Raw genomic sequence first — 23,140 nt, 5'->3', positions numbered from 1 at the left:
CATAAGAGAGACCGATTTATGGTATCAGCAGCAGAACAAATGGCAGCCAACACAAGCTGGTCTGCCCTTGGTAAAGCCACCGATCTGCGCAACCGCATCCTGTTCACGCTTGCATTGCTGATCGTCTATCGTCTGGGCACCTTTATTCCGGTGCCGGGGATTGACGGACAAGCACTGCGCGAGTTCATGGAACAAGCGGGGCAGGGCATCGGCGGCATGGTTTCGATGTTCACCGGCGGGGCGCTGGGGCGGATGGGTATCTTTGCCCTCGGCATCATGCCTTACATTTCAGCCTCGATCATCGTGCAACTGCTGACATCCATGGTTCCCGCGCTCGAACAGCTTAAGAAAGAGGGCGAGCAGGGGCGCAAGAAAATCAACCAGTACACCCGTTTCGGCACCGTGGCCCTGGCCACCGTGCAGGCCTATGGTCTGGCGGTTTCGCTGGAATCGGGCGATCTGGCCACCGATCCTGGGCTTTTCTTCCGCATGTCGACCATGATCACTCTGGTTGGCGGTACGATGTTCCTGATGTGGCTGGGTGAACAGATCACCGCGCGCGGTATCGGCAACGGTATCTCTCTGATCATCTTCGTCGGCATCATTGCCGAGGTTCCGGCCGCTCTGGCGCAGTTCTTTGCGTCGGGTCGCTCGGGTGCAATCAGCCCCGCCGTGATCATCGGTGTGATCGTCATGGTTATCGTGGTCATTACCTTCGTGGTGTTCATGGAGCGCGCGCTGCGCAAGATCCACATTCAATACCCGCGCCGTCAGGCCGGTATGAAAGTGTACGAGGGCGGCTCCAGCCACCTGCCGGTCAAAGTGAACCCGGCGGGCGTTATCCCTGCGATTTTTGCCAGCTCGTTGCTGTTGCTGCCGGTAACGATCTCGACCTTCTCGTCGGGTGCCACAAACGGGCCGGTCATGTCTTGGCTGCTGGCCAACTTTGGCCCCGGTCAGCCGCTGTATCTGCTGTTCTTTGCGTCGATGATCGTGTTCTTCGCCTATTTCTACACCTTCAACGTCTCGTTCAAACCGGATGATGTTGCGGACAACCTGAAAAAGCAGAACGGTTTTGTGCCCGGCATTCGCCCCGGTAAGAAAACAGCCGAGTATCTTGAATACGTGGTCAACCGCGTGCTGGTTCTGGGTTCGGCCTATCTGGCGCTGGTATGTTTGCTGCCTGAAATTCTGCGGAACCAATTCGCCATCCCGTTCTACTTCGGCGGCACCTCGGTTCTGATTATCGTCTCTGTGACCATGGACACGATCCAGCAAGTCCAGAGCCATTTGCTGGCGCATCAATACGAAGGGCTTATCGAAAAGTCCCAGCTGCGCGGTAAAAGCAAGAAACGCGGCAGGAAGGGACCCGCTCGTCGATGAACATCATTTTGTTGGGCCCGCCAGGTGCGGGCAAAGGAACGCAAGCGCGTCACCTGGTAGAAACGCGCGGCATGGTGCAACTGAGCACCGGTGACATGCTACGAGAAGCCAAAGACAGCGGAACCGAAATGGGCAACCGCGTGGCTGACGTGATGGCCAAGGGTGAGCTGGTAACCGACGAGATCGTCATCGGCCTGATCCGTGAAAAGCTGGAACAGGGTGCAAAGGGCGGTTTCATCTTCGATGGCTTCCCGCGTACGCTGGCACAGGCTGACGCATTGGGAGATCTGCTGAACAGCACCGGCGAAACGCTGGATGCGGTTATCGCGATGGAAGTCAACGACGACGCGCTGGTTGAACGGATCACCGCACGCTCGACCTGTGGTGGCTGCGGCGAGGTCTACAATGACATCACCAAGCCGATCCCGGCGGACGGAAAATGCTCCAACTGTGGCAAGGAAAACGACTTCAAACGCCGCGCAGATGATAATGAGGAAAGCCTCAAGACCCGTCTGATGGAGTACTACAAAAAGACCTCGATGCTGATCGGCTATTACTATGCCAAGGGCAACCTGTCCTGGGTTGACGGCCTGGGTGAAATTGACGCCGTTCAAAACGAGATTTCGCAGGTTTTGGATGGTGGCGTCGACGTCGGGAACGGCTGATCCATTTCTGCCCTTGACCTGAGCGGGAAAAGCCCATATCGACCCCCATCCCTAACGGGAATCACGACCGCATGCGGGATTCGTTCCGGATGCCCCGACCACCTCGAATAATACTGGATCCTCTGGCGTCACTGCCAAGATCGAGTGTTGTGAAAAAAGGTTCCGGAGCTACGGAACCGCAACAAAAAAGGAAAGTGACACGTGGCACGTATTGCCGGCGTAAACATCCCGACTGCAAAGCGGGTACCTATCGCCCTCACATATATCACCGGTATCGGAAACACCTCGGCCAAAGCAATCTGCGAAGCCGTAGGCATCGACGCGACCCGTCGCGTTAATGAACTGTCCGACGCCGAAGTTCTGGCCATCCGCGAACATATCGACGCAAACTTCACCGTTGAAGGTGACCTGCGCCGCGAAGTTCAGATGAACGTCAAGCGCCTGATGGACCTGGGCTGCTACCGCGGTCTGCGTCACCGTCGTAACCTGCCCGTTCGCGGTCAGCGTACCCATACCAATGCTCGTACCCGCAAAGGCCCCGCAAAGGCTATTGCTGGTAAGAAGAAATAAGGAGGGTCTGACTGATGGCACGCGAAAAGACTCGTACCAAGAAAAAAGAGCGCAAGAATATCGCATCGGGCGTCGCCCATGTGAATTCGACCTTCAACAACACCAAGATCCTGATCTCGGACGTGCAAGGCAACGCCATTGCATGGTCTTCGGCCGGGACCATGGGTTTCAAAGGGTCGCGTAAATCGACACCTTACGCCGCTCAGATGGCTGCAGAAGATGCAGGCAAGAAGGCGCAGGATCACGGTGTCAAGACGCTGGAAGTCGAAGTACAGGGCCCCGGTTCGGGTCGTGAATCGGCTCTGCGCGCGCTGGCTGCTGTGGGCTTCAACATCACGTCGATCCGTGACGTGACACCGATTGCTCACAACGGTTGCCGCCCGCCGAAGCGCCGCCGCGTCTAAGCGATTTTGAATTGAGCTGGGGCTGTGTTTTCGCACGGCCCCAGCACGTCATTTTGAACCTCGGGCGTCTGCACCTTGTTGGTCATGGGGCGCGGACAGGAATGGAGGGATTACATGATCCATAAGAATTGGGCTGAATTGATCAAGCCGACACAGCTGGAAGGCAAGCCGGGTAACGACCCTGCGCGTCAGGCAACCTTGGTTGCTGAACCGCTGGAGCGTGGCTTTGGTCTGACCTTGGGCAACGCGCTGCGTCGCGTTCTGATGAGCTCGCTGCAAGGTGCGGCCATCACAAGCGTCCAGATCGACAACGTATTGCACGAGTTCTCGAGCGTTGCCGGTGTTCGTGAAGACGTCACCGACATCATCCTGAACCTCAAGCAGGTTGCCTTGCGCATGGAAGTCGAAGGACCCAAGCGCCTGTCGATCAATGCCAAAGGCCCAGCAGTCGTCACCGCAGGTGACATCAGCGAAAGCGCTGGTATCGAGGTTCTGAACCGCGATCACGTCATCTGCCACCTGGACGATGGCGCTGACCTGTTTATGGAACTGACCGTCAACACCGGTAAGGGCTATGTTTCGGCTGAGAAGAACAAGCCGGAAGATGCACCTATCGGCCTGATCCCGATCGACGCGATCTATTCGCCGGTCAAAAAGGTTGCCTATGACGTTCAGCCGACCCGTGAAGGTCAGGTTCTGGACTATGACAAGCTGACCCTGAAGATCGAAACCGATGGTTCGATCACGCCGGAAGACGCGCTGGCCTTTGCCGCACGCATCCTGCAGGATCAGCTGTCGATCTTCGTCAATTTCGACGAGCCCGAAGCGGCTGGTCGCCAGGACGAAGACGATGGTCTGGAGTTCAACCCGCTGCTGCTGAAGAAAGTGGACGAGTTGGAACTGTCGGTCCGTTCGGCAAACTGCCTGAAGAACGACAACATCGTTTACATCGGCGACCTGATCCAGAAGACCGAAGCCGAGATGCTGCGCACCCCGAACTTCGGCCGCAAGTCGCTGAACGAGATCAAGGAAGTGCTATCCGGTATGGGTCTGCACCTCGGTATGGATGTCGAGGACTGGCCGCCTGACAACATCGAAGATCTGGCAAAGAAATTCGAAGACGCGTTCTAAGCGCGTCTTCCCAAATGCCCGGGTTTCCGGGGACAAAATGGGCACTTCCGCCCCAAGGAGAGCCGGTGACACGCATCGCCGGCCAGACAAAGCAAAACGCTGAAGAAGGAACTAGAAAATGCGTCACGCACGTGGTTACCGCCGCCTGAACCGTACTCATGAGCACCGTAAGGCTCTGTTTGCAAACATGGCTGGCTCGCTCATCGAACATGAGCAGATCAAAACAACTCTGCCCAAGGCAAAAGAACTGCGCCCGATCATCGAAAAGCTGGTCACTCTGGGCAAGCGCGGCGACCTGCACGCCCGCCGTCAGGCCGCATCGCAGCTGAAAGAAGACAAGGACGTCGCAAAGCTGTTCGAAATCCTGGGCCCCCGCTACGCCGAGCGTCAGGGCGGATACGTCCGCATCCTGAAAGCTGGCTTCCGCTATGGCGACATGGCACCGATGGCGATCATCGAATTCGTTGATCGTGATCTGGATGCCAAGGGCGCGGCTGACAAAGCCCGCGTTGCCGCCGAAGAGGTCGCAGACGAAGAATAAGAAAGCCCGGCTTTCTGAATTCAAACCCCCGCGTTTCGGACGCGGGGGCTTTTTGTTAGAAGACCAGGTCTGGTGACAAGGCTCTTAGTTGCCTTCAGCCTTTTGAATGCTGTCTTCCGAGGCACCGGCAGTCAGGTTCGCTTCGGAAAACGCGGGTGTTTCCGGCAATTCCAAATGCAGTGACGATGTGTGGTCGATTTCGATCCGTCCACTGGCCAAGGTATAGTCTAGGACATGCCCGCCAGTCTTCCGATCACTGGAAATAAAGTGGAGGTGATAGCCGGGAACTCCAATCCCCACAGCGTAGTCCGGACAGCGAAACCCAAGAATAATGCCGTCCACGTCGTGCAGTTCAAACTCAGCCTGCGATTTTACGACTTCAAGCAATGGCTTGTAGGGACGGTCTTGCCGCAGAACGTTTCGAAATTTGATGTGCTTTATCCGGCCCGTAAAGCACACTGCGTAGAACAGGTTTCTTTCCGCAGCTCTGGCATCCAATTGCGCTTCAAATGCCTGTTTGCTGACATCGTTAGTTAGATCCAAGGCATCAGTAGGACGGAACTTGATGACTGCGGCGTAGGGGGTCAAATCCGTGTCGCTTGCTACGTTAGCCTTCCCTTCGCCGTCCAGACGATAGGCGACGCCATCCAGAACGATCATCTCACCGTCCAGGGCGTTGAAAGTACCCAAACCAAAATCACCGTGTTCAAGCAGCTCACCGATAGAAAGGGTACCGTCATAGACCCCCTGCATTATCGCACTGAGTAGTGAGGCCTGATAGTATTCGTGCGCGGTCTCTTCTGCATTTGACAGCGCAGCCTGTCGGTGGCTGGCGACGGCTGTTGCAAAGGTCAATTCATGGTCCTGATGCATTAGGTGCCGTCCCACTGGTTCTGTTGCATGGTAAGTATGTTAGTCCAACGTATCAGAATTGGCACAAAGCGACATGGCGTGATCACTTGCAATCCAGTTCACTGCCCCGCATATCCATTTTGCGACTTTTCCGGAGGGGTGTTTATGTTGCGAATCCTGTTTTGTCTTTTGTTGTTAACGGGCGCGGCCACTGCGGACACCCGTGTTCCGACATCGCAGGCCGAGATTTCCCTTGGATTTGCCCCTGTGGTCAAACAGGCATCTCCGGCGGTCGTTAACATCTATGCCAAGATCGTTCGGCAGGGGCGGGCGAATCCATTCTTCTCTGATCCATTCTTTGAAGAGTTCTTTGGTCGGGGGTTTTCTGAGCCGCGCCCGCATGTGCAGAATTCACTGGGATCTGGCGTCATTCTGTCAGAAGACGGTTATGTGGTGTCGAACTATCACGTTGTTGGCACGGCTACCGAAATCCGCGTGGTGACGACCGACCGGCGTGAATTTTCAGCGCAAGTGGTGCTGGGCGACAAGGAAAGCGATATTGCCATTCTGCGGTTGGAAGACGCCAAGGATTTGCCGCATCTGAACTTCCGCGATTCCGACCAGATCGAGGTCGGGGAACTGGCGCTTGCGATTGGTAACCCGTTTGGCGTGGGACAAACCGTATCTTCCGGGATCATCTCAGGTCTGGCGCGGACCGGGACGGCCACCGGCAACGCGCGTGGGTACTTTATTCAAACAGATGCCGCGATCAATCCGGGCAATTCCGGCGGGGCGCTGATCGACGTGAATGGCGATCTGATCGGGATTAACACATCGATCCTGACGCGATCCGGCGGCTCCAACGGTATCGGGTTTGCGATCCCGGCCAATCTGGTTGCCGAATTTTTGCGCCAGGCCAAGGCCGGGAATGACAGCTTTGTCAGCCCTTGGGCCGGGGTCGCTGGTCAGCACATGAGTGCGGATATCGCCGAATCTCTGGGGTTGGTATTCCCTATGGGTGTTGTGATCTCGGACCTGCACACCCTGAGTCCGCTGGGTGAGGCAGGGCTGCGCGTGGGGGATGTGGTGACCCATGTGGATGGGGATGAGGTGAATTCCCCAGCCGAGATGAAGTTCCGCATGTCCGTCGCGGGCGTTGGTGGCACTTCGGTGCTGACCCGGCTGCGGGGTCAGGACAGTGCGGATATCGAGGTTGCCCTGATCAAGGTCCCGGAAACTCCACCGGCTGATGAAACCGTTCTGAACGATGACACCGTGATGCCGGGCCTGAAGGTGTCGCGCATCAACCCGGCGATCATTACCCAGATGGGGCTTTTGCTGTCGCAAACTGGCGTGGTGATTGTGGACGCGGGCAGGTACGGTGGACGATCAGGATTGCGTACAGGTGACGTGGTCATAAGTATCAACGGAACGGAAGTCCAACATCCTAAGGACGTAGAGGATGCGATGACCGATCCGGGGCACAGATTGGATTTGGATGTTCTGCGGGGCGGACGGGCCGTATCTCTGCGGTTCCGGCTGTAACCGCATGAGCGATCTGTTCGATACCGGGGCAAGCGAGCCTGCGCCATCCCCGCACCGCCCGTTGGCGGACCGGCTGCGCCCGCAGTCGTTGGCGGAGGTCATCGGACAGCAGCAGGTGCTGGGACCGGACGCTCCGCTGGGGGTCATGTTGGTCTCGGGCAGTCTGTCGAGTTTGGTTTTCTGGGGGCCGCCCGGCGTTGGGAAAACCACGATCGCACGCTTGCTGGCGCAGGAAACAGACCTGCATTTCGTTCAGATCAGTGCGATTTTCACCGGTGTGCCAGACTTGAAGAAAGTGTTCGAGGCGGCAAAGATCCGGCGGCAGAACGGGCAGGGCACGCTGCTGTTTGTCGATGAGGTTCATCGCTTTAACAAGGCGCAGCAAGACGGGTTTCTTCCGCATATGGAGGACGGGACAATCCTGCTGGTCGGGGCCACGACCGAAAACCCGTCCTTTGAACTGAACGCCGCTGTCCTCAGCCGGGCGCAGGTTCTGGTCCTTGAGCGGCTCAGCCTCGCCGACCTCGAACATCTTACCCAACGCGCCGAGAAGGAATTGGACCGCGCCCTGCCACTGACTGCCGCCGCCCGTGATGCTTTGCAAGAAATGGCGGATGGCGACGGGCGCGCACTGTTGAACCTGATCGAACAGGTGGCGGCTTGGACGGTAGATGCGCCTTTGGCCCCTGATGCTTTGTCCACGAGGTTGATGCGTCGTGCGGCCAAATACGACAAGTCCGGTGACGAGCATTACAATCTGATCTCGGCCCTGCATAAATCAGTGCGCGGATCTGACCCGGATGCGGCGCTCTATTGGTTTGCGCGGATGCTGACGGGTGGGGAAGACCCGCGCTATTTGGCGCGGCGGATCACTCGGATGGCGGTCGAAGATATCGGGTTGGCTGATCCGCAGGCGCAGACGATTTGCCTGCACGCGTGGGAAACCTACGAACGATTGGGCAGCCCCGAGGGAGAATTGGCGATAGCGCAGGCGCTGGTTTATCTGGCCTTGGCCCCAAAATCGAACGGTGCCTATGTCGGGTACAAGGCGGCGATGCGATTGGCCAAGCAGTCAGGCAGCGAACCCCCGCCAAAACACATTCTGAACGCGCCGACATCGTTGATGAAAGATCAGGGCTATGGCACGGGCTATGCCTATGACCATGACGCCGAAGATGGCTTTTCCGGACAAAATTATTTCCCCGACGGCATGAGGCGGCCGGAGTTGTATAAACCGGTGGAGCGTGGGTTCGAGCGTGAGTTGAAGAAGCGTCTGGATTACTTCGCCAAACTGCGGGCGCAGCGGAACGAGTAGAACACCGCTGCGTGATGCGCTTAAGGTTGAATGGGCAAATGAACACGACGCCAAGACAATGCAGGCGCCGAGGTTTCCCGGACGATTGACCGGCTTGACTCTTGGCCGTTTGCACGCCACAGACGCGCATGTTTTCTAGGGCACTTACACACTTGTTTAGCGGGCGGATAATCCGCGCGACGCAGAGGATATCGGCATGAGCGGCGTACAAATGATCACCGTGGCAGAGGGTGACGGCGACCAGCGACTGGATCGGTGGATGCGCCGTCTGTTCCCGCATGTCAGTCAGGGCCGCATCGAAAAGATGTGCCGCAAGGGTGAGGTGCGCGTTGAAGGTGGGCGGGTGAAGGCCTCGACCCGGCTTGAGGTCGGGCAGGTCGTACGCGTGCCACCTTTGCCGGATGCTGATTACAAGCCGGTCGAGGTCAAGCGGGGTATCTCGGATGCCGATGCTAAGATGATCCAGTCCTGCGTAATCTATCGCGACGATCATGTTCTGGCCCTGAACAAGCCGCAGGGTCTTCCGGTGCAGGGCGGCAGTGGCCAGACCCGGCATGTGGACGGCCTGTCTGAGGCGTTGCGCTTTGGTTATGATGAAAATCCGCGCCTTGTGCACCGCTTGGACAAGGACACATCGGGTGTATTGCTGATGGCCCGCACCCGCGAGGCCGCCAAGGCGCTGACAGCCGCCTTCCGGCACCGCGATACACGCAAGATCTATTGGGCGCTGGTTGCTGGCGTACCGACCCCGTATCTGGGCGAGATCAAGACTGGTTTGGTCAAGGCCTCCGGTCACGGCAAACAGGGTGAGGGCGAAAAGATGATCGCCGTACATCTGAACGAAATCAACGACACGCCGGGCGCGAAACGGGCGCATACGCTGTATGCAACGCTGTATCGCGTGGCTGGTCGCGCCGCATGGGTGGCGATGGAGCCGATCACCGGCCGTACGCACCAGCTGAGGGTGCATATGGCGGCGATCGGTCACCCAATCGTTGGCGATGGCAAATACGGTGGCTCGAGTCAGGAAAATCTGGGCGACGGTTGGGGCGCGCAACTGGGCGGGGTCATCAGCAAGAAACTGCACCTGCACGCGCGGCAGGCCTCATTCCAGCATCCGGTCACGCGCAAGACCATAACCGTTAAAGCTCCGCTGCCTGAGCATATGAAACACAGCTGGGACACGTTCGGCTGGACCGAAGATCTGGCCGCAGAAGACCCGTTCGAGGAATTGCAATGAGCGCACCCTTGCGTTTGGTGCTTTTCGATGTGGACGGAACCCTTGTCGACAGCCAGGGCAGCATTGTCGCGGCGATGACCGCCAGTTTTGGGGCCCTTTCACTGACGGTCCCCGACCGCAAGGCAATTTTGTCCATCGTCGGTCTGTCCTTGCCCAATGCTATGGCCCAACTCGCGCCCGAGCAGAGCGAAACGGTTCAACACAATCTGGTTGAGGGCTACAAACAGGCCTATCACGCAAACCGTCTGGAGCAGGGGGCCGCAAGCTCACCACTCTATCCCGGTGCACGGGACGCAATCGAAACCTTGCATGCCATCCCCGAGGTGCTGCTGGGTTTGGCCACCGGAAAATCCCAATGCGGCCTTGATGCCTTGATTGAAGCACATGACCTGGAGCGCTACTTCGTGACCCGGCAGGTTGCGGACCATCACCCCTCGAAACCGCATCCGTCGATGATCGACACGGCCCGTTCTGAAACCGGCGTTGATGCGGCAGATACGGTGATGATTGGCGATACCCGGTTCGACATCGATATGGCGCGGGCTGCCGGAGTAACAGGGATCGGCGTATCCTGGGGATATCATGACCGATCAGCCCTGAACGGCGCGGCCCGCATTATTGAAACTTTCGACCAGTTGCCCCGTGCGCTGGATGATATCTGGACCTGAAGACATGAGTGACTGGAAGCCCAAGCGATTTTGGACCGCAAGCACGGTTGTCCAAGCGGAAGACGGATACACCGTCGAACTGGACGGTCGCCGCGTCAAGACACCGGCCAAGGCCGCATTGATCCTGCCGACGCTGGCAATGGCCGACGCGGTCGCGGCGGAATGGGACGCACAGGAAAAAGAGGTCGATCCGACCCTGATGCCGTTTACCCGGTCTGCAAATGCGGCCATCGACAAAGTGCGCCATCAGCACGCCGAGGTTGCGGACATGCTGGCCGATTACGGCGATTCGGATTTGCTGTGTTACCGGGCGCCACACCCGCAAACGTTGCAGCAGCGACAGGCAGATCAATGGGACCCGGCCCTGGATTGGGCAGCTGAAACCCTGGCCGCGCGATTGGTTCCAGTGGTTGGTGTGCTGCATCAGCCACAGTCAGCCGAAGCGCTCAGCACGCTGCGAGGCCGCGTACACGAATTCAACGACTTCCAGCTAGCCGCCTTCCACGATCTGGTCAGCCTTTCCGGCTCACTGGTGCTGGGATTTGCCGCCGCTCTGGACTGGCGCGCGGCGGATGAGATCTGGGACATCTCAAGGCTCGACGAGGCCTGGCAAACCGAACAATGGGGCCACGATGACGAGGCGCATGCGGCTGCCGAGATCAAAAAAGCTGCGTTTCTACACGCTAAACGGTTCATTGAAATCTCTATCTGAGCCTATTGAGCATCAAATTTTGACACAGATCCGGTCATCGCTGAGTTGACTCATCGTTTTCCCTGATCCGACCCTTGACGTTTGTTTATGAATGCGAGCAAACTCATGCCCACTAAAGGGGAGACACCTTTGGAGTAACCTTTCTGGTGCCAGAGGTGCCGGACAGAGCCGTCCCGGAATAGGGGCGGGTAAACAGGAAGAGGTAAAAATGAAAAAATCCGTAATTTTGGGCGTGGCCACAGTTGCCGGTCTGGCTGCTGCGGCAGCGACAGCGGGCACTGTTGACGACGTCAAGGCGCGCGGCAAGCTGAACTGTGGCGTGTCCTCGGGACTGGCCGGCTTTTCGCTGCCTGACGCGAATGGCGAATGGCAAGGTTTTGACGTTGCTGTCTGCCGTGCCGTCGCCGCAGCCGTTCTAGGCGATTCCAGCGCTGTCGAGTTTGTGCCGACCACCGGTAAGACGCGCTTTACTGCGCTGGCTTCGGGTGAGATCGACATGCTGGCACGTAACACCACATGGACCTTCAGCCGCGATGTCGATCTGAAGTTCGAATTTGCTGGCGTCAACTACTATGACGGCCAGGGCTTCATGGTTCCAAAAGCACTGGGCGTAAGCTCAGCCAAGGAACTGGACGGCGCGACCGTCTGCATCCAAACCGGCACCACCACCGAGCTGAACCTGGCCGATTTCTTCCGTGCCAACAACATCAGCTATGAGCCGGTTCCGATCGAAACCAACGCAGAAGCGCAACAGCAGTATCTGGCTGGCGCATGTGACGTTTACACCACCGACGCATCGGGCCTGGCTGCAACCCGCGCCACGTTCGAAAACCCCGGTGATCACGTCCTGCTGCCTGAAATCATCTCGAAAGAGCCGCTGGGTCCGCTGGTCCGTCATGGCGATCACGAGTGGGGCGACGTTGTCCGCTGGACTCTGAACGCACTGGTTTCGGCTGAAGAGCTGGGCGTGACTTCGGCGAACATCGACGAGCTGAGCGCTGGCACCGACAACCCGGAAGTGAACCGTCTGCTGGGTACCGAAGGTACTCTGGGCGAGATGCTGGGTCTGAATGCAGATTGGGCAGCAAGCGCAATCAAGGCGGGTGGCAACTACGGCGAAGTGTTTGCCAAGAACATCGGTGAAGAAACTCCGATTGGTCTTGCACGCGGCCTGAATGCCCAGTGGACCGATGGTGGTCTGCTGTACTCGCCGCCGTTCCGCTAAAATCCACGGGAAAGGGCGCGGGGCAACCTGCGCCCTTTTTCGATAAATAAGAAACACTCCCGGATGGATTGAGCGAAGATCAACTTCGCCGGCAAAAAACGGGATGCACGGGGAAATACATAGGTCATGACGACTCTCACTGACCCGCCGAAGGAGCAGTTCCGGCTGTCCATGCTCCTTTACGATACGCGGTACCGATCAGCGACCATTCAGGTCATTGCATTGATCGGTTTCATGCTTCTGGCAGCCTGGATCATCTCAAATACCATTCAAAACCTTGAAGGGTTGGGAAAACCGATCGAATTCGGTTTTTTTGCAGAATCGGCGAGTTATGACATTAACCAGCGCCTACTGGAATACAATTCTCAGGACAGCCATTTGCGCGCCGCTTTCATCGGATTGCTAAACACGCTGGTTGTCGCGGTTCTTGGGTGTATCACAGCGACGATCGTCGGTGTTTTTGTCGGCGTTCTTCGCCTGTCAAACAACTGGCTGATCGCGCGCATCATGACGGTCTATGTCGAGATATTCCGTAACGTGCCTGTCCTGCTTTGGATTGTTCTGGCCATGGCCATTTTGATCGAAGGCTTGCCTGCACCCAATGCGTTCCGAGGCGATAACCCGACGGCAACGATGGATCTGTTCAACACTGTCGCCGTCACCAATCGGGGTGTGTATATCCCGGAGTTCCTGTTCTCGCGTAGCTTGGGTGACATCCACTTGTTCGGAACATCAAGCATTCGGTTTGATATTTCACTGGATTTGATCGCGTTTCTGATCGTTTTGGGTGGCAGCATCTTTACCATGCGCAAGGTGTCCGCCTGGGCCGCAGCCAAACAGGAATCAACCGGCGACCGCCCTAAGATTTGGCATATCCAGCTGGGTATCCTGTTCGTCCCGATGATCATCCTGTTGGCCGCACTGGGCTTTCACCTTGGATACCCTGAATTGAAGGGCTTCAACTTCAGAGGCGGCACGCATATGCGCAACTCTCTGATTGCGCTTTGGATGGCCCTGTCCTTGTATACAGCCGCGTTCATCGCCGAGATCGTGCGTGCTGGCATCCTGGCCATCTCAAAAGGTCAGACCGAAGCCGCCGCTGCGTTGGGTATGCGTCAAGGCCGGATCATGCGTCTGGTGATCCTGCCGCAGGCGCTGCGGGTGATCATCCCTCCGATGATCTCGAACTATTTGAACCTGACCAAGAACTCGTCGCTGGCGATTGCGGTCGGATATATGGACATCACGGGGACCCTGGGTGGCATCACCATGAACCAGACCGGCCGCGAGCTGGAATGCGTTCTGCTGCTGATGCTGGTCTATCTGGCCATCTCGCTGAGCATTTCGGCGGTGATGAACTGGTACAACAACCGTGTCAAACTGGTGGAGCGGTAATATGAGTGATGTTTCATTTGTCCGCACGGAAATGTTGCCGGAACAAGCCCCGCCAGCGTCTGAAGTCGGAGCAATCGGGTGGATCAGGCACAATCTGTTCTCAGGCTGGTTTAACTCGATCCTGACGTTGGTTTCGCTTTACGCAATCTGGTACGTGTTGTCGGGCGTTCTGCCATGGATCTTTCAGTCCGTCTGGAACGCCAACTCGCTGAACGAATGCCGCGAGATCATGATTGCCACCTGGGGTTCAACCCATGGCCATGCCTGCTGGGCGGTGATCAATGACCGTTGGCTGCAGTTGCTGTTCGGGTTCTACCCGAGCCATCTGTACTGGCGTCCGATTGTATCGCTGATCCTGCTGTTGGTCGCATTGGCGCCGGTCCTGTACTCGGATCGTGTGCCGTCCAAGATGCTGATCGTCACCGCGATCTATCCGTTCCTGATGCCATTCCTGATGTGGGGCGGCACCATTTGGGGACCGATCGCGGCAGCGTTGGGGTTTGTTGTCGGTTGGGGTGTCTACACCCTTGTCAGCAAACGACTGAGCGGTCTGTTTGGCATGGTTGCGGGTGTCGCAGCGTCGGTTATCTGGTGGCTGGTTTTGTCCAGCTATTTCGTCGGTGCCCTGGACTCGATCCTGCCAATCGGTATCGAAGCCGTACAAAGCCGCCAGTTCGGTGGTTTCATGCTGGCGATCCTGCTGGGTGTCGTGGCCATTGGTGTCTCGTTGCCGATCGGAATTGTACTGGCGCTGGGCCGTCAGTCCGATCTGATGATCGTCAAGTACCTGTGCGTGGGCTTTATCGAGTTCATTCGCGGTGTGCCGCTGATCACGCTGTTGTTCGTGGCCTCGCTGTTGCTGAACCTGTTCCTGCCGCCGGGCACCAACTTTGACATCATCCTTAGGGTGATGATCATGATGACCCTGTTCTCAGCCGCCTATATGGCCGAGGTGATCCGGGGTGGTCTGGCTGCCCTGCCACGGGGTCAGTATGAAGGTGCCGACAGTCTCGGCCTGAACTACTGGCAAGCACAGCGACTGATCATCATGCCGCAAGCCCTGAAAATCTCAATTCCGGGCATCGTGAGCACATTCATCGGGATCTTCAAGGATACGACACTGGTGTCGATCATCGGACTGTTCGACGTGATCGGACTGGCATCTGCCATCCGCGCCGACACCGCTTGGAACGGCATCTACTGGGAACTGTTCGCGTTTATCGCTGCGCTGTTCTTCGTCGTCTGCTTCTCCATGTCCCGTTATTCCATGTATCTGGAGCGCAAGCTTCAGACTGGCCACCATTAAGGAGTTCAACATATGTCTGAACTTGCAATTGACCGTCAAATCGACCGCTCGAAGATGCAGGTGAGCGACGAGGTCGCCATCGAAATCAACAATATGAACAAGTGGTACGGATCTTTCCACGTGCTGCGCGACATCAACCTGACCGTCAATCAGGGCGAGCGGATCGTGATCGCGGGGCCTTCCGGTTCCGGGAAGTCAACATTGATCCGTTGCCTGAACGCGCTGGAGGAACACCAGCAGGGCACGATCATGGTGGATGGGACCGAGCTGTCGAATGACCTCAAGAACATCGACAAGATCCGGTCCGAGGTTGGCATGGTGTTCCAGCATTTCAACCTGTTCCCGCATCTGACCATTCTGGAGAACTGCACGCTGGCCCCGATCTGGGTGCGCAAGACGCCCAAGAAAGAGGCCGAAGAGCGCGCGATGCACTTCCTGGAAAAGGTGAAAATCCCCGAGCAGGCCGACAAGTATCCCGGTCAGCTTTCGGGTGGTCAGCAGCAGCGTGTGGCGATTGCCCGCTCGCTCTGCATGATGCCACGGATCATGTTGTTCGATGAACCGACATCGGCGCTGGACCCTGAGATGATCAAAGAGGTGCTCGACACCATGATCGAACTGGCCGAGGAAGGCATGACCATGCTGTGCGTCACGCACGAGATGGGCTTTGCTCGTCAGGTGGCGAACCGCGTGATCTTTATGGATGCCGGTCAGATCGTGGAGCAGAACGAACCGGAAGAGTTCTTCAACAACCCGCAGAGCGAACGAACCAAGCTGTTCCTGAGCCAGATTTTGGGGCACTGATCCCACATACTAGTTCAGAAAAAGGCGGGGCTTTGGCCTCGCCTTTTTCTATTCCAGCAACTCGCGTGGAGTGACAAAACCCTGCACATCGCCGCTGTGCCACCGAACGCCGGACCAATCCTCGATGTCAAAGCGGATCACAGCTGTTGCACCGGTTGGGTAGTCGTAGAACCGGGCGTGATCCGGCGGGTGCTTAACGATTTGGTTCGCAAAAGCGGCAATGCCGGGATTGTGGCCTAGCATCAAAACGGTTTGTTTCGTCGCGCCCGATAGTTCAAGCAGCATATCTGCGGGGTCTGCATGATAAAGCGTGCGGTGAAAGCAAACGCTATCTGCCTGCATAGCCATCCTCTCCCACGTCTCGCGGGTTCTGACCGAGCTTGAGCTGAGAACTTCATCCGGCAGCCAGTCGTTTTCACGCAGCCATGCGGCAATCGCCGTGGCCGACCTGCGCCCGCGCTTGTTCAGCGGGCGATCATGATCGGCAAGGGCCGGACTGTCCCAACTGGATTTCGCGTGGCGTGTCAGGATCAGAGTGCGGGTCATGACGGGTGAAACGCTCTCATGTGATGCGCGGATTGTTCGGGATCACGCCCTGCACCCGAGCTGAGAGGACAGGACAGTCGCACAAGGCAACCGCCGGTCATGCAGGTTTGCCCTTCGTCGGTGGACAGGTGGCCATGGCAGGTCGACACATCATAAAAGTCCCGACTGTTCAATGCGCCCACAGGGCATGTCTGGGTGCAGGGGGCGGCGCAGTTGGTGCAGGGGGACGCGCCAGGTGGTGCGGGTATGGGAATTTCGTTGGTGAAATGCAGCGCGCCCCGGAATGAGATCATCATGCCGACCTCATCGTGCACCAAAGCACCCACCGGGCTGCTGAACGTGCGTCCCGATTTCAATGCCCAGTCGATAAAGGGCGTATAGGGTGGGCCGCCAAACGGAAAATAGGCGGTGGCGGATAAATCCTGCGCCATTTGCCCCACCACAAGCGACGACCAACGGTCAACCGGGTCATCACCTTGCCATTCAGGTGAGGATTTCAGCGCGGGCCAGAATGCCCCCCCTGCACCCAACAGGATCAGCGTGCCGCCTTCCAACTGCTTGGCGTCCGTAACGCGAGGGTGCAGCGCGCCCATGATGATCAGGCCAACGTCCTGTGCAGCCTTTTCGATATCAGCATAGCTATGCGCTGCCGGGTCAGAGGAGGGGGGATGGCGTTTGGTCATGTCTCCTCCGCCAAAGGCTCAGTCCGGCCGGATCAGCGACCCGGCGCCGTGTTCCGTATAGAGCTCAAGCAAGACGGCATTGGGCGCGCGCCCGTCAAGGATAACCACGGCACGGACCCCGCTGTGCAGCGCGTCCAGCGCCGTTTCGGTCTTGGGTATCATGCCGCCCGCAATGGTGCCGTCCAGCGTCATCTCGCGGATCTGACCCGCCTTCAGTTCGGTCACGACGTCCCCGGCGGCGTTTTTGACGCCCGAGACATCGGTCAACAGCAGCAGGCGATCGGCCTTTAGCGCCGATGCAATGGCCCCGGCAGCGGTGTCGCCATTCACATTGAAGGTCTCACCATTCCGACCGGCACCCAGAGGGGCGATCACCGGGATTACGTCATGTGCAAACAGGTCATGCAGGATTTTAGGGTTCATCTCTGCGGGACTTCCGACAAAACCCAGGGATTCATCGGTCTGATCACAAGTCATCAACTGCGCATCTTTGCCCGACAGACCCACGGCCGAGCCGCCCTGGCCGTTGATCGCCTGAACGATGCGCTTGTTCACGAGGCCGGACAGCACCATCTCAACTACTTCAACGGTTGCTTTGTCGGTGACACGCTTGCCGTTCACGAACTCGGACTGGATATCCAGTTTGTCCAGCATCGCGTTGATCATCGGACCGCCGCCGTGCACGACAACCGGGTTTACGCCCACCTGACGCATCAGGACGACATCGCGGGCGAAGCTTTCCATGGCTTCGTCACTGCCCATGGCGTGGCCGCCAAGTTTAATGACGACAATAGCGCCGTCATAGCGTTGCAGGTATGGCAGTGCGCTGTTCAGCGTTGCGGCGGTGGCGATCCAGTCCCGGTTCATGTCTCTTGTCTTCATGGCTGCAGTCCCTCTGGGAACCCGTGTTAGGGCCTTTACACAGCTCTGCCAAGACCGGATCGCGTATAGGGCCGCACCGGTTGCCCGGATGCGGCTATTTGCGTGTCAGCTTATCGCGCGTTTCATCGCCGGGATGTTGCTGATCAGCAGCAAATCGATGACCAGTACAGCCAGCAAGGTCAGGCCCACCAGCGGGAAGGCCATCGCGGTGAACAACCCGATCAGGACAGCCCCTTTCCACAATGGCAGTTCTGCAGGCATCGGCGGTGCAGCCAGACGCCCGGCCCGCTGAGGCCGGCGTTTAATCCACATCACAACGCCTGAGACGCAGACAAAGATGACCGACAGGCAAAACACCAAGTTCAGGACAAAGTTCCACATGCCCATCAGACCCATGTGAAACGGGATCCCAATGGCCATGGATTTTCCCATCAACGAGTAATCCTCATACCGGACATCCGCCAAAATCTTGCCGGTAAATTGGTCCACGTGGACAGTGCGATCATTCACCGGATCAGTCGAGTCGCTGCTCATGCTGTCGCGGTTCAGGGTCCAGACACCATCCTCGCCGCCGGGATAGGCCACACGGAACCGGCCTGTCATGTCCAAAGCGGTGCCAAGGGCCACAAGCGCGTCGATATCGACCTGTGTGCTTTGTGGGACACCGTCGATCCCGGCTTCGGACCCAGAAGCGGGCATGGGCGTTTGTTCCAACGCCCATGGGACGTCATTCTGGTGGCCGTGGTTCATGCTGGCGTGGATGTCATCGGACAGGGGGACATTGTCCCATTTTTCGGCCGGAAAGCTGCTCCATGGCTGAACGATCATGCCGCCCCAGACGCCCGCCCAGGAGAGGCCCGAGATCAGGAAAACCACCAACAACCCGGACATCCAAAACCCAATCACAGCGTGCAGCGATTTCCAAAAGGCGCGGCCACGCGCCCGCAGGTTGGGCACAAAGGCAGACAAGGCGTTTCCACGCGGCCACCACATGTAAAGACCGGTAAAGACCAAAAGCAGGCTCAGCCCCGCTGCGATTTCAATGATACGGTCTCCGGTCGTTCCAATCAGAAGCGTCGAGTGGATGTTGTCGGCCAGATCATACCACCCGGCGCGACGATCCCAGACCTGCAGAACCTCTCCGGCATAAGGATCGACGGCGACAAGACGCTGACCTTCTTCGGTTTTGATGCGAAACACAGTGGCCAGATTATCAGCCTTCGGACCGATCCATTCCACAACCGTGCCGGGCACCTCATCAAGGGCGATAAGGGCTTGTTGTGAGGCCAGTAACACTTGCCCGTGGACGTCCACGGCGATTTTTTCGCCGTCGCGACCGTCGAACTGGGTGATGAACATCATCATTAGTCCGGTTACTGCCAGAATGATCAGGAACGGGATGACGAAGATCCCGGCATAAAAGTGCCACCGCCAGGCGGCGAAATAGAATTTTTGCGCAGCAGTGTTCTGCGCCGGGATGTCCCCCAGGTTTTGGCTGTCCAGTGCCATTTTTGTTCTCCGGATTCGATTACTGCCCCGCGCAGCGCGTGCGCGGGTTCAAAAGTGTTGAGGTGAATCAGGAGAAGAAGGGTGGCCCCCGCGCATCATAGCGGGTGTAGAACCCTGCACTGCGATGGGTGAAATCACGATGGATCCAGCGTGGCTGGATTTTCGCCGTAAAAGGGACGATCTCGCCGACTGTCTGCAGGTGTGTATCCGCCGTCAGGCCCGCGAATGGGCACATTGCGCGCGAATCCGTGTCGTCGTGCACAGGATCGCCCGGGTTAAGGTCAACCCATTGTTCGACCGTTCCCTCGCCAGTACAGATCACCAGCAGCACTTTCCCATCACTGCCCATCGCGGGCATCCAGCCCTGCGGGATCGTGCCGGTCAGCACAATTGCCAGCAACGTCAGGATTGGAAAAATGCGGCCGATCCGGATCAATCCAGATGTGCGATGATCGAACGAAGCGTCGGAATGCCGTCACCCTTTTCGGACGACGTCAGCACGATTTCCGGATATGCCGCCGGGTGCTTGGACAATGCGCCGCGTACCTGATCCAACACCTTCTGCCGGTCATTGGCCTTGACCTTGTCCGCCTTGGTCATCACGCATTGAAATGTAACAGCGCTGGAATCCAGCAGCTTCATGATCTCGGCATCGACCGGCTTCACCCCATGACGTGAGTCAATCAGCACAAAGGCACGGCGCAGGGTCTGGCGGCCGCTTAGATACTGTTTCAACAGCCGCTGCCATTTTTCAACCACCTTCACCGGGGCGTTGGCGTAGCCGTACCCGGGCAGGTCAACCAGATAGAGCTCGGGACCTTGGGTGAAAAAGTTGATCTCTTGCGTGCGGCCCGGAGTGTTGGACGCGCGTGCCAGACCCTTGGTGCCGGTCAGCGCATTGATCAGGCTGGACTTGCCGACGTTTGAACGTCCGGCAAAGCAGACCTCAAGCCGGTCAGGGGTCGGCAGGCCATTCATGGCGACCACGCCTTTGACAAACTCGGACTGTCCCGCAAACAATTTGCGGCCGCGTTCCAGCGCAAACTTGTCCGGGTCTTCGACCAGTGGGAAGGGTAGGGTGCTCATAACGGGTGAACCTTATCGCCAACTGAAATTGCGCCGCCTCGGACAACCTCGGCGTAAACGCCGAAATCCTGATGGCCCCAGCTGTTCAATGTGCCCAGCGTATCCGCATCGCGCACGCCGGTTTTCGGATTTGCCGTTGTCGCCAAACAGCGTCGGATGCGTTCTTTGACATGGAACACGGCCTCACCGATCTGTACTTCGCGACCCAGCCAATCGAATTCTTCCCACAGGGGCAGACCGTCGAACCAGATGTTGCCACGCCAGCGCTGGATCGAAAGATCGCTGCCAAGCTTTTGCCCGACCGCGCGGTGCGATGCCATGTTGCACAGGCTGATCGAGGGGTAGTCACTGTCAGTCATGCCGCGACCCGGCACTCGGATAATCCGGGCTGACGCCGCCCGATCCGCAGGCATCAACGGCTTAACCCAGTCCAAAAAGACCTGCTGTTCCCCATCCGGATTAAAAGTCAGATCCGGACGATCCGGATGTGTCAGAGTTATCGTGTCACCGTTCAGCCGGGTCGAGATAGCCATCAGTTGCGGTGCTTTCGCCCCGCGACTGAAATTGGCGCAAGGCACCCATTGAGAGCCATCCGCCTTCGACGCCTCATGCGCGACCGCCCAAACGCGATCCCCGGGCATGGTCTGCCCGGGGGTCACTGAAATAGTCTGGAGGGCCTCGCGACCATGACTTTTGATCGGATGCCGCCAGATATGGGTTACCTCAGCATTCATTTGTCGTCCGTTTTGGGCGTCCGCTTGAAGCCGGATTTGATGTTGCCGAACACGTCAGGCTTATAGCCCTGACTGCGCATGATCAGGTATTGCTGCGTGAACGTGATCGTGTTGTTCGCGATCCAGTAAACGACCAGCCCGCTGGCAAAGCTGCCCAGCATGAACATGAACACCCAAGGCATCCAGGCAAAAATCATCGCCTGAGTCGGGTCAGTTGGTGCCGGGTTCAGCTTTTGCTGCAACCACATCGAGATCCCCAACAGCAAAGGCAGGATACCGATGAAGATCAGTGCCATGAAGGTATCTGGCTGCGGACCGGCAAAAGGCAGCAAACCAAACAGGTTCATGATCGAAGTCGGATCAGGTGCGCTGAGGTCCTGGAACGGGCCAAACCAAGGAGCCTGACGTAGTTCGATGGTGACGAAGATCACCTTATACAGCGAGAAGAAGATCGGGATCTGCATCAGGATCGGCAAACAGCCCGCGGCGGGGTTTACCTTTTCCTTCTTGTACAGCTCCATCATGCCCTGCTGCATCTTTTGGCGATCGTCGCCTGCGGCTTCTTTCATGGCCTCCATCTGCGGCTGAAGCTCTTTCATCTTCGCCATCGAGACGTAGGATTTGTACGCCAGTGGGAACAGGATCGCCTTGATGATCAGCGTCAGGCCAATGATCGACCAACCCATGTTTCCAATCAGGGCGTTGATGTTATGCAGCAGCCAGAAGATCGGTTTTGTCAGGAAATAGAACCAACCCCAGTCGATGCTGTCGACGAACTTTTGCACACCGTCGGCCTGATATTCGCGGATGGTTTCCCATTCTTTGGCGCCCGCGAACAGTTGGGTGGTGACTTTTTCAGTTGCCCCGGGCGCAACAGTCAGCGTCGGCAGAACCGTTTCGGTCTGGTAGATCTTGCGGCGAGCGTCATATTTTGCTGCAGCCTTGAATGCCGATCCCTCTGCAGGGATCAGAGTGGTCATCCAGTAGTGATCGGTAAAGCCGACCCAGCCACCTTCCTTGACCTGAAAGACTTCGGCTTGCGCACGCTCATTCGGGTCAATGTCAAAGTCGCGCACATCGCCATAGTCGATCTCGTCCAGAACGCCGTCAGCCATGACCATAACGCCTTCATGCAGGATGAAGAAGTTTTTCAGATCAGGCAGGTCGCCGTCTTCGCCAATGCCGTGACGGGCCAGGATGCCATATGGGGCCATGCCGACCTCGGCCTGGGTGTTGTTCTCAACCGACTGGGTGACGGTGAACATATAGTCTTGGTCAACCTCAATAGTGCGGCGGAAGGTCAGGCCCTTGCTGTTGTCCCATTTCAGAGTGACCGGAGCATCTACCCCCAGGGTTTCGCCGTTTTCGACGGTCCACAGCGTATTAGGGCCCGGGACGTCAGCGCCCGCAACACCTGCGCCCGGTGCCCATCCGTACAAGGCATAGTAAGCTGAGTCCGAACCAACGGGTGACAGCAGCTCGACAATGGGCGCGCCTTCTTCGATCGAAACTTTGTAATCTTTCAGGAACAGCTCATCGATACGACCGCCGGACAGGGACAGGCTGCCTTTCAGGCGCGGTGTTTCAATCTCGACCCGAGGTGCTTGGGCGTCGGGCTCGATCTCGGTGGCGTCTGCGGTTGCTTCACCAACTGTGTTGGTGCCAGCAGCGCTTGGGGTCTGAACCTCTGTACCATCAGTCGCGCTGATCTCGGCAGATTCCGGTGCGGTCGTCGGCTCGGGCGGTGGAAACAGCACGAACCAAACCAGGATCACGAGAAAGCTGAGCGCGGTTGCGAGGATGAGGTTCTTGTTCTGATCGTCCATCGGGGACAGCCACCTTAAGCAGTGAAAGACACCCGCTGGGTTCAACAGAGTGCGGACCCAAAGGTCAAGCGGAATCGCCCTGTAATTCATCACCGATTGGGGTTCTGTGGCGTTAATT

The 23,140-nt window shown here is 57.7% G+C and carries 24 protein-coding genes; 15 read left to right on the top strand and 9 right to left on the bottom strand.

The window, feature by feature from the left end:
* Window positions 1–18: 18 nt before the first annotated feature.
* From secY to rplQ, 6 genes are all read left to right on the top strand, one after another.
* Entirely contained in the window at window positions 19–1,383 is a 1,365-nt protein-coding gene (gene secY, locus DS906_RS18060) for a preprotein translocase subunit SecY (RefSeq protein WP_058276180.1), read from the top strand.
* Entirely contained in the window at window positions 1,380–2,048 is a 669-nt protein-coding gene (locus DS906_RS18055; RefSeq protein ID WP_113791475.1) for an adenylate kinase, read from the top strand. The genes secY and DS906_RS18055 overlap by 4 nt, the downstream gene beginning before the upstream one ends.
* A gap of 201 nt (window positions 2,049–2,249) precedes the next feature.
* On the top strand, window positions 2,250–2,618 hold the full coding sequence (gene rpsM / locus DS906_RS18050) for a 30S ribosomal protein S13 (RefSeq protein WP_058272383.1): 369 nt from the start codon (window positions 2,250–2,252) through the stop codon (window positions 2,616–2,618).
* A 14-nt stretch (window positions 2,619–2,632) separates the two neighbouring features.
* Entirely contained in the window at window positions 2,633–3,022 is a 390-nt protein-coding gene (rpsK, locus tag DS906_RS18045; RefSeq protein WP_037311698.1) for a 30S ribosomal protein S11, read from the top strand.
* 114 nt (window positions 3,023–3,136) lie between these two features.
* Window positions 3,137–4,153 (top strand): DNA-directed RNA polymerase subunit alpha, encoded by a 1,017-nt coding sequence (locus DS906_RS18040; RefSeq protein ID WP_113791474.1) that lies wholly within the window; start codon window positions 3,137–3,139, stop codon window positions 4,151–4,153.
* A 118-nt stretch (window positions 4,154–4,271) separates the two neighbouring features.
* Window positions 4,272–4,694, top strand: coding sequence for a 50S ribosomal protein L17 (gene rplQ, locus DS906_RS18035; RefSeq protein WP_113791473.1), 423 nt, complete (start codon window positions 4,272–4,274; stop codon window positions 4,692–4,694).
* Window positions 4,695–4,778: 84 nt separating this feature from the next.
* On the opposite strand, the gene budA is transcribed toward rplQ, so the two are convergent.
* On the bottom strand, window positions 4,779–5,567 hold the full coding sequence (gene budA, locus DS906_RS18030; RefSeq protein WP_113791472.1) for an acetolactate decarboxylase: 789 nt from the start codon (window positions 5,565–5,567) through the stop codon (window positions 4,779–4,781).
* Between the two features lie 144 nt (window positions 5,568–5,711).
* On the opposite strand from budA, the gene DS906_RS18025 reads away from it, so the two are divergent.
* From DS906_RS18025 to DS906_RS17985, 9 genes are all read left to right on the top strand, one after another.
* Complete coding sequence (locus tag DS906_RS18025; protein WP_113791471.1) at window positions 5,712–7,091, top strand: trypsin-like peptidase domain-containing protein; 1,380 nt, start codon at window positions 5,712–5,714, stop codon at window positions 7,089–7,091.
* A 4-nt stretch (window positions 7,092–7,095) separates the two neighbouring features.
* Complete coding sequence (locus tag DS906_RS18020) at window positions 7,096–8,406, top strand: replication-associated recombination protein A (RefSeq protein ID WP_113791470.1); 1,311 nt, start codon at window positions 7,096–7,098, stop codon at window positions 8,404–8,406.
* A 196-nt stretch (window positions 8,407–8,602) separates the two neighbouring features.
* On the top strand, window positions 8,603–9,646 hold the full coding sequence (locus DS906_RS18015) for an RluA family pseudouridine synthase (RefSeq protein ID WP_113791469.1): 1,044 nt from the start codon (window positions 8,603–8,605) through the stop codon (window positions 9,644–9,646).
* A complete protein-coding gene (locus DS906_RS18010; RefSeq protein WP_113791468.1) occupies window positions 9,643–10,314 on the top strand; it encodes an HAD-IA family hydrolase in 672 nt (223 codons plus the stop codon). Before DS906_RS18015 ends, DS906_RS18010 begins: the two co-directional genes overlap by 4 nt.
* Before the next feature lie 4 nt (window positions 10,315–10,318).
* Window positions 10,319–11,026, top strand: a complete 708-nt coding sequence (locus DS906_RS18005) for an ATP12 family chaperone protein (RefSeq protein WP_113791467.1) — start codon at window positions 10,319–10,321, stop codon at window positions 11,024–11,026.
* A 208-nt stretch (window positions 11,027–11,234) separates the two neighbouring features.
* Window positions 11,235–12,251 (top strand): amino acid ABC transporter substrate-binding protein, encoded by a 1,017-nt coding sequence (locus DS906_RS18000; protein ID WP_108861233.1) that lies wholly within the window; start codon window positions 11,235–11,237, stop codon window positions 12,249–12,251.
* A 126-nt stretch (window positions 12,252–12,377) separates the two neighbouring features.
* Window positions 12,378–13,646, top strand: coding sequence for an amino acid ABC transporter permease (locus DS906_RS17995; protein WP_113791466.1), 1,269 nt, complete (start codon window positions 12,378–12,380; stop codon window positions 13,644–13,646).
* 1 nt (window position 13,647) lies between these two features.
* Complete coding sequence (locus DS906_RS17990; RefSeq protein ID WP_113791465.1) at window positions 13,648–14,952, top strand: amino acid ABC transporter permease; 1,305 nt, start codon at window positions 13,648–13,650, stop codon at window positions 14,950–14,952.
* A gap of 12 nt (window positions 14,953–14,964) precedes the next feature.
* On the top strand, window positions 14,965–15,756 hold the full coding sequence (locus tag DS906_RS17985) for an amino acid ABC transporter ATP-binding protein (protein ID WP_058272392.1): 792 nt from the start codon (window positions 14,965–14,967) through the stop codon (window positions 15,754–15,756).
* A gap of 48 nt (window positions 15,757–15,804) precedes the next feature.
* On the opposite strand, the gene DS906_RS17980 is transcribed toward DS906_RS17985, so the two are convergent.
* From DS906_RS17980 to yidC, 8 genes are all read right to left on the bottom strand, one after another.
* Entirely contained in the window at window positions 15,805–16,302 is a 498-nt protein-coding gene (locus tag DS906_RS17980; protein WP_113791464.1) for a histidine phosphatase family protein, read from the bottom strand.
* Entirely contained in the window at window positions 16,299–16,985 is a 687-nt protein-coding gene (locus DS906_RS17975; RefSeq protein ID WP_113791463.1) for a ferredoxin, read from the bottom strand. Before DS906_RS17975 ends, DS906_RS17980 begins: the two co-directional genes overlap by 4 nt.
* Before the next feature lie 18 nt (window positions 16,986–17,003).
* Entirely contained in the window at window positions 17,004–17,867 is an 864-nt protein-coding gene (argB, locus tag DS906_RS17970; protein ID WP_058272395.1) for an acetylglutamate kinase, read from the bottom strand.
* A 105-nt stretch (window positions 17,868–17,972) separates the two neighbouring features.
* The gene (locus tag DS906_RS17965) at window positions 17,973–19,376 is read right to left on the bottom strand and encodes a PepSY domain-containing protein (RefSeq protein WP_113791462.1); all 1,404 of its coding nucleotides are present in this window, start codon (window positions 19,374–19,376) and stop codon (window positions 17,973–17,975) included.
* Between the two features lie 67 nt (window positions 19,377–19,443).
* The gene (locus DS906_RS17960; protein ID WP_233494836.1) at window positions 19,444–19,812 is read right to left on the bottom strand and encodes a DUF2946 domain-containing protein; all 369 of its coding nucleotides are present in this window, start codon (window positions 19,810–19,812) and stop codon (window positions 19,444–19,446) included.
* On the bottom strand, window positions 19,809–20,462 hold the full coding sequence (yihA, locus tag DS906_RS17955; RefSeq protein WP_113791461.1) for a ribosome biogenesis GTP-binding protein YihA/YsxC: 654 nt from the start codon (window positions 20,460–20,462) through the stop codon (window positions 19,809–19,811). Before yihA ends, DS906_RS17960 begins: the two co-directional genes overlap by 4 nt.
* Entirely contained in the window at window positions 20,459–21,196 is a 738-nt protein-coding gene (locus tag DS906_RS17950; protein WP_113791460.1) for an MOSC domain-containing protein, read from the bottom strand. The genes yihA and DS906_RS17950 overlap by 4 nt, the downstream gene beginning before the upstream one ends.
* Window positions 21,193–23,022, bottom strand: coding sequence for a membrane protein insertase YidC (gene yidC, locus DS906_RS17945; protein WP_113791508.1), 1,830 nt, complete (start codon window positions 23,020–23,022; stop codon window positions 21,193–21,195). Before yidC ends, DS906_RS17950 begins: the two co-directional genes overlap by 4 nt.
* Between the last annotated feature and the right edge of the window lie 118 nt (window positions 23,023–23,140).

The organism is Ruegeria sp. A3M17 (assembly GCF_003318255.1).
GTDB lineage: Bacteria > Pseudomonadota > Alphaproteobacteria > Rhodobacterales > Rhodobacteraceae > Ruegeria.
This window is presented reverse-complemented; position numbering and strand designations above follow the sequence as displayed.

Coding starts and splice junctions, on each gene's coding strand:
- secY (WP_058276180.1), top strand. CDS start 19: ATGGTATCAGCAGCAGAACAAATGGCAGCCAACACAAGCTGGTCTGCC.
- DS906_RS18005 (WP_113791467.1), top strand. CDS start 10,319: ATGAGTGACTGGAAGCCCAAGCGATTTTGGACCGCAAGCACGGTTGTC.
- rplQ (WP_113791473.1), top strand. CDS start 4,272: ATGCGTCACGCACGTGGTTACCGCCGCCTGAACCGTACTCATGAGCAC.
- argB (WP_058272395.1), bottom strand. CDS start 17,867: ATGAAGACAAGAGACATGAACCGGGACTGGATCGCCACCGCCGCAACG.
- DS906_RS17980 (WP_113791464.1), bottom strand. CDS start 16,302: ATGACCCGCACTCTGATCCTGACACGCCACGCGAAATCCAGTTGGGAC.
- DS906_RS17965 (WP_113791462.1), bottom strand. CDS start 19,376: ATGGCACTGGACAGCCAAAACCTGGGGGACATCCCGGCGCAGAACACT.
- DS906_RS17985 (WP_058272392.1), top strand. CDS start 14,965: ATGTCTGAACTTGCAATTGACCGTCAAATCGACCGCTCGAAGATGCAG.
- DS906_RS18020 (WP_113791470.1), top strand. CDS start 7,096: ATGAGCGATCTGTTCGATACCGGGGCAAGCGAGCCTGCGCCATCCCCG.
- rpsK (WP_037311698.1), top strand. CDS start 2,633: ATGGCACGCGAAAAGACTCGTACCAAGAAAAAAGAGCGCAAGAATATC.
- DS906_RS17950 (WP_113791460.1), bottom strand. CDS start 21,196: ATGAATGCTGAGGTAACCCATATCTGGCGGCATCCGATCAAAAGTCAT.
- yidC (WP_113791508.1), bottom strand. CDS start 23,022: ATGGACGATCAGAACAAGAACCTCATCCTCGCAACCGCGCTCAGCTTT.
- budA (WP_113791472.1), bottom strand. CDS start 5,567: ATGCATCAGGACCATGAATTGACCTTTGCAACAGCCGTCGCCAGCCAC.
- DS906_RS18025 (WP_113791471.1), top strand. CDS start 5,712: ATGTTGCGAATCCTGTTTTGTCTTTTGTTGTTAACGGGCGCGGCCACT.
- DS906_RS17995 (WP_113791466.1), top strand. CDS start 12,378: ATGACGACTCTCACTGACCCGCCGAAGGAGCAGTTCCGGCTGTCCATG.
- DS906_RS18055 (WP_113791475.1), top strand. CDS start 1,380: ATGAACATCATTTTGTTGGGCCCGCCAGGTGCGGGCAAAGGAACGCAA.
- DS906_RS17975 (WP_113791463.1), bottom strand. CDS start 16,985: ATGACCAAACGCCATCCCCCCTCCTCTGACCCGGCAGCGCATAGCTAT.
- yihA (WP_113791461.1), bottom strand. CDS start 20,462: ATGAGCACCCTACCCTTCCCACTGGTCGAAGACCCGGACAAGTTTGCG.
- DS906_RS17990 (WP_113791465.1), top strand. CDS start 13,648: ATGAGTGATGTTTCATTTGTCCGCACGGAAATGTTGCCGGAACAAGCC.
- DS906_RS18015 (WP_113791469.1), top strand. CDS start 8,603: ATGAGCGGCGTACAAATGATCACCGTGGCAGAGGGTGACGGCGACCAG.
- DS906_RS18040 (WP_113791474.1), top strand. CDS start 3,137: ATGATCCATAAGAATTGGGCTGAATTGATCAAGCCGACACAGCTGGAA.
- DS906_RS18000 (WP_108861233.1), top strand. CDS start 11,235: ATGAAAAAATCCGTAATTTTGGGCGTGGCCACAGTTGCCGGTCTGGCT.
- DS906_RS18010 (WP_113791468.1), top strand. CDS start 9,643: ATGAGCGCACCCTTGCGTTTGGTGCTTTTCGATGTGGACGGAACCCTT.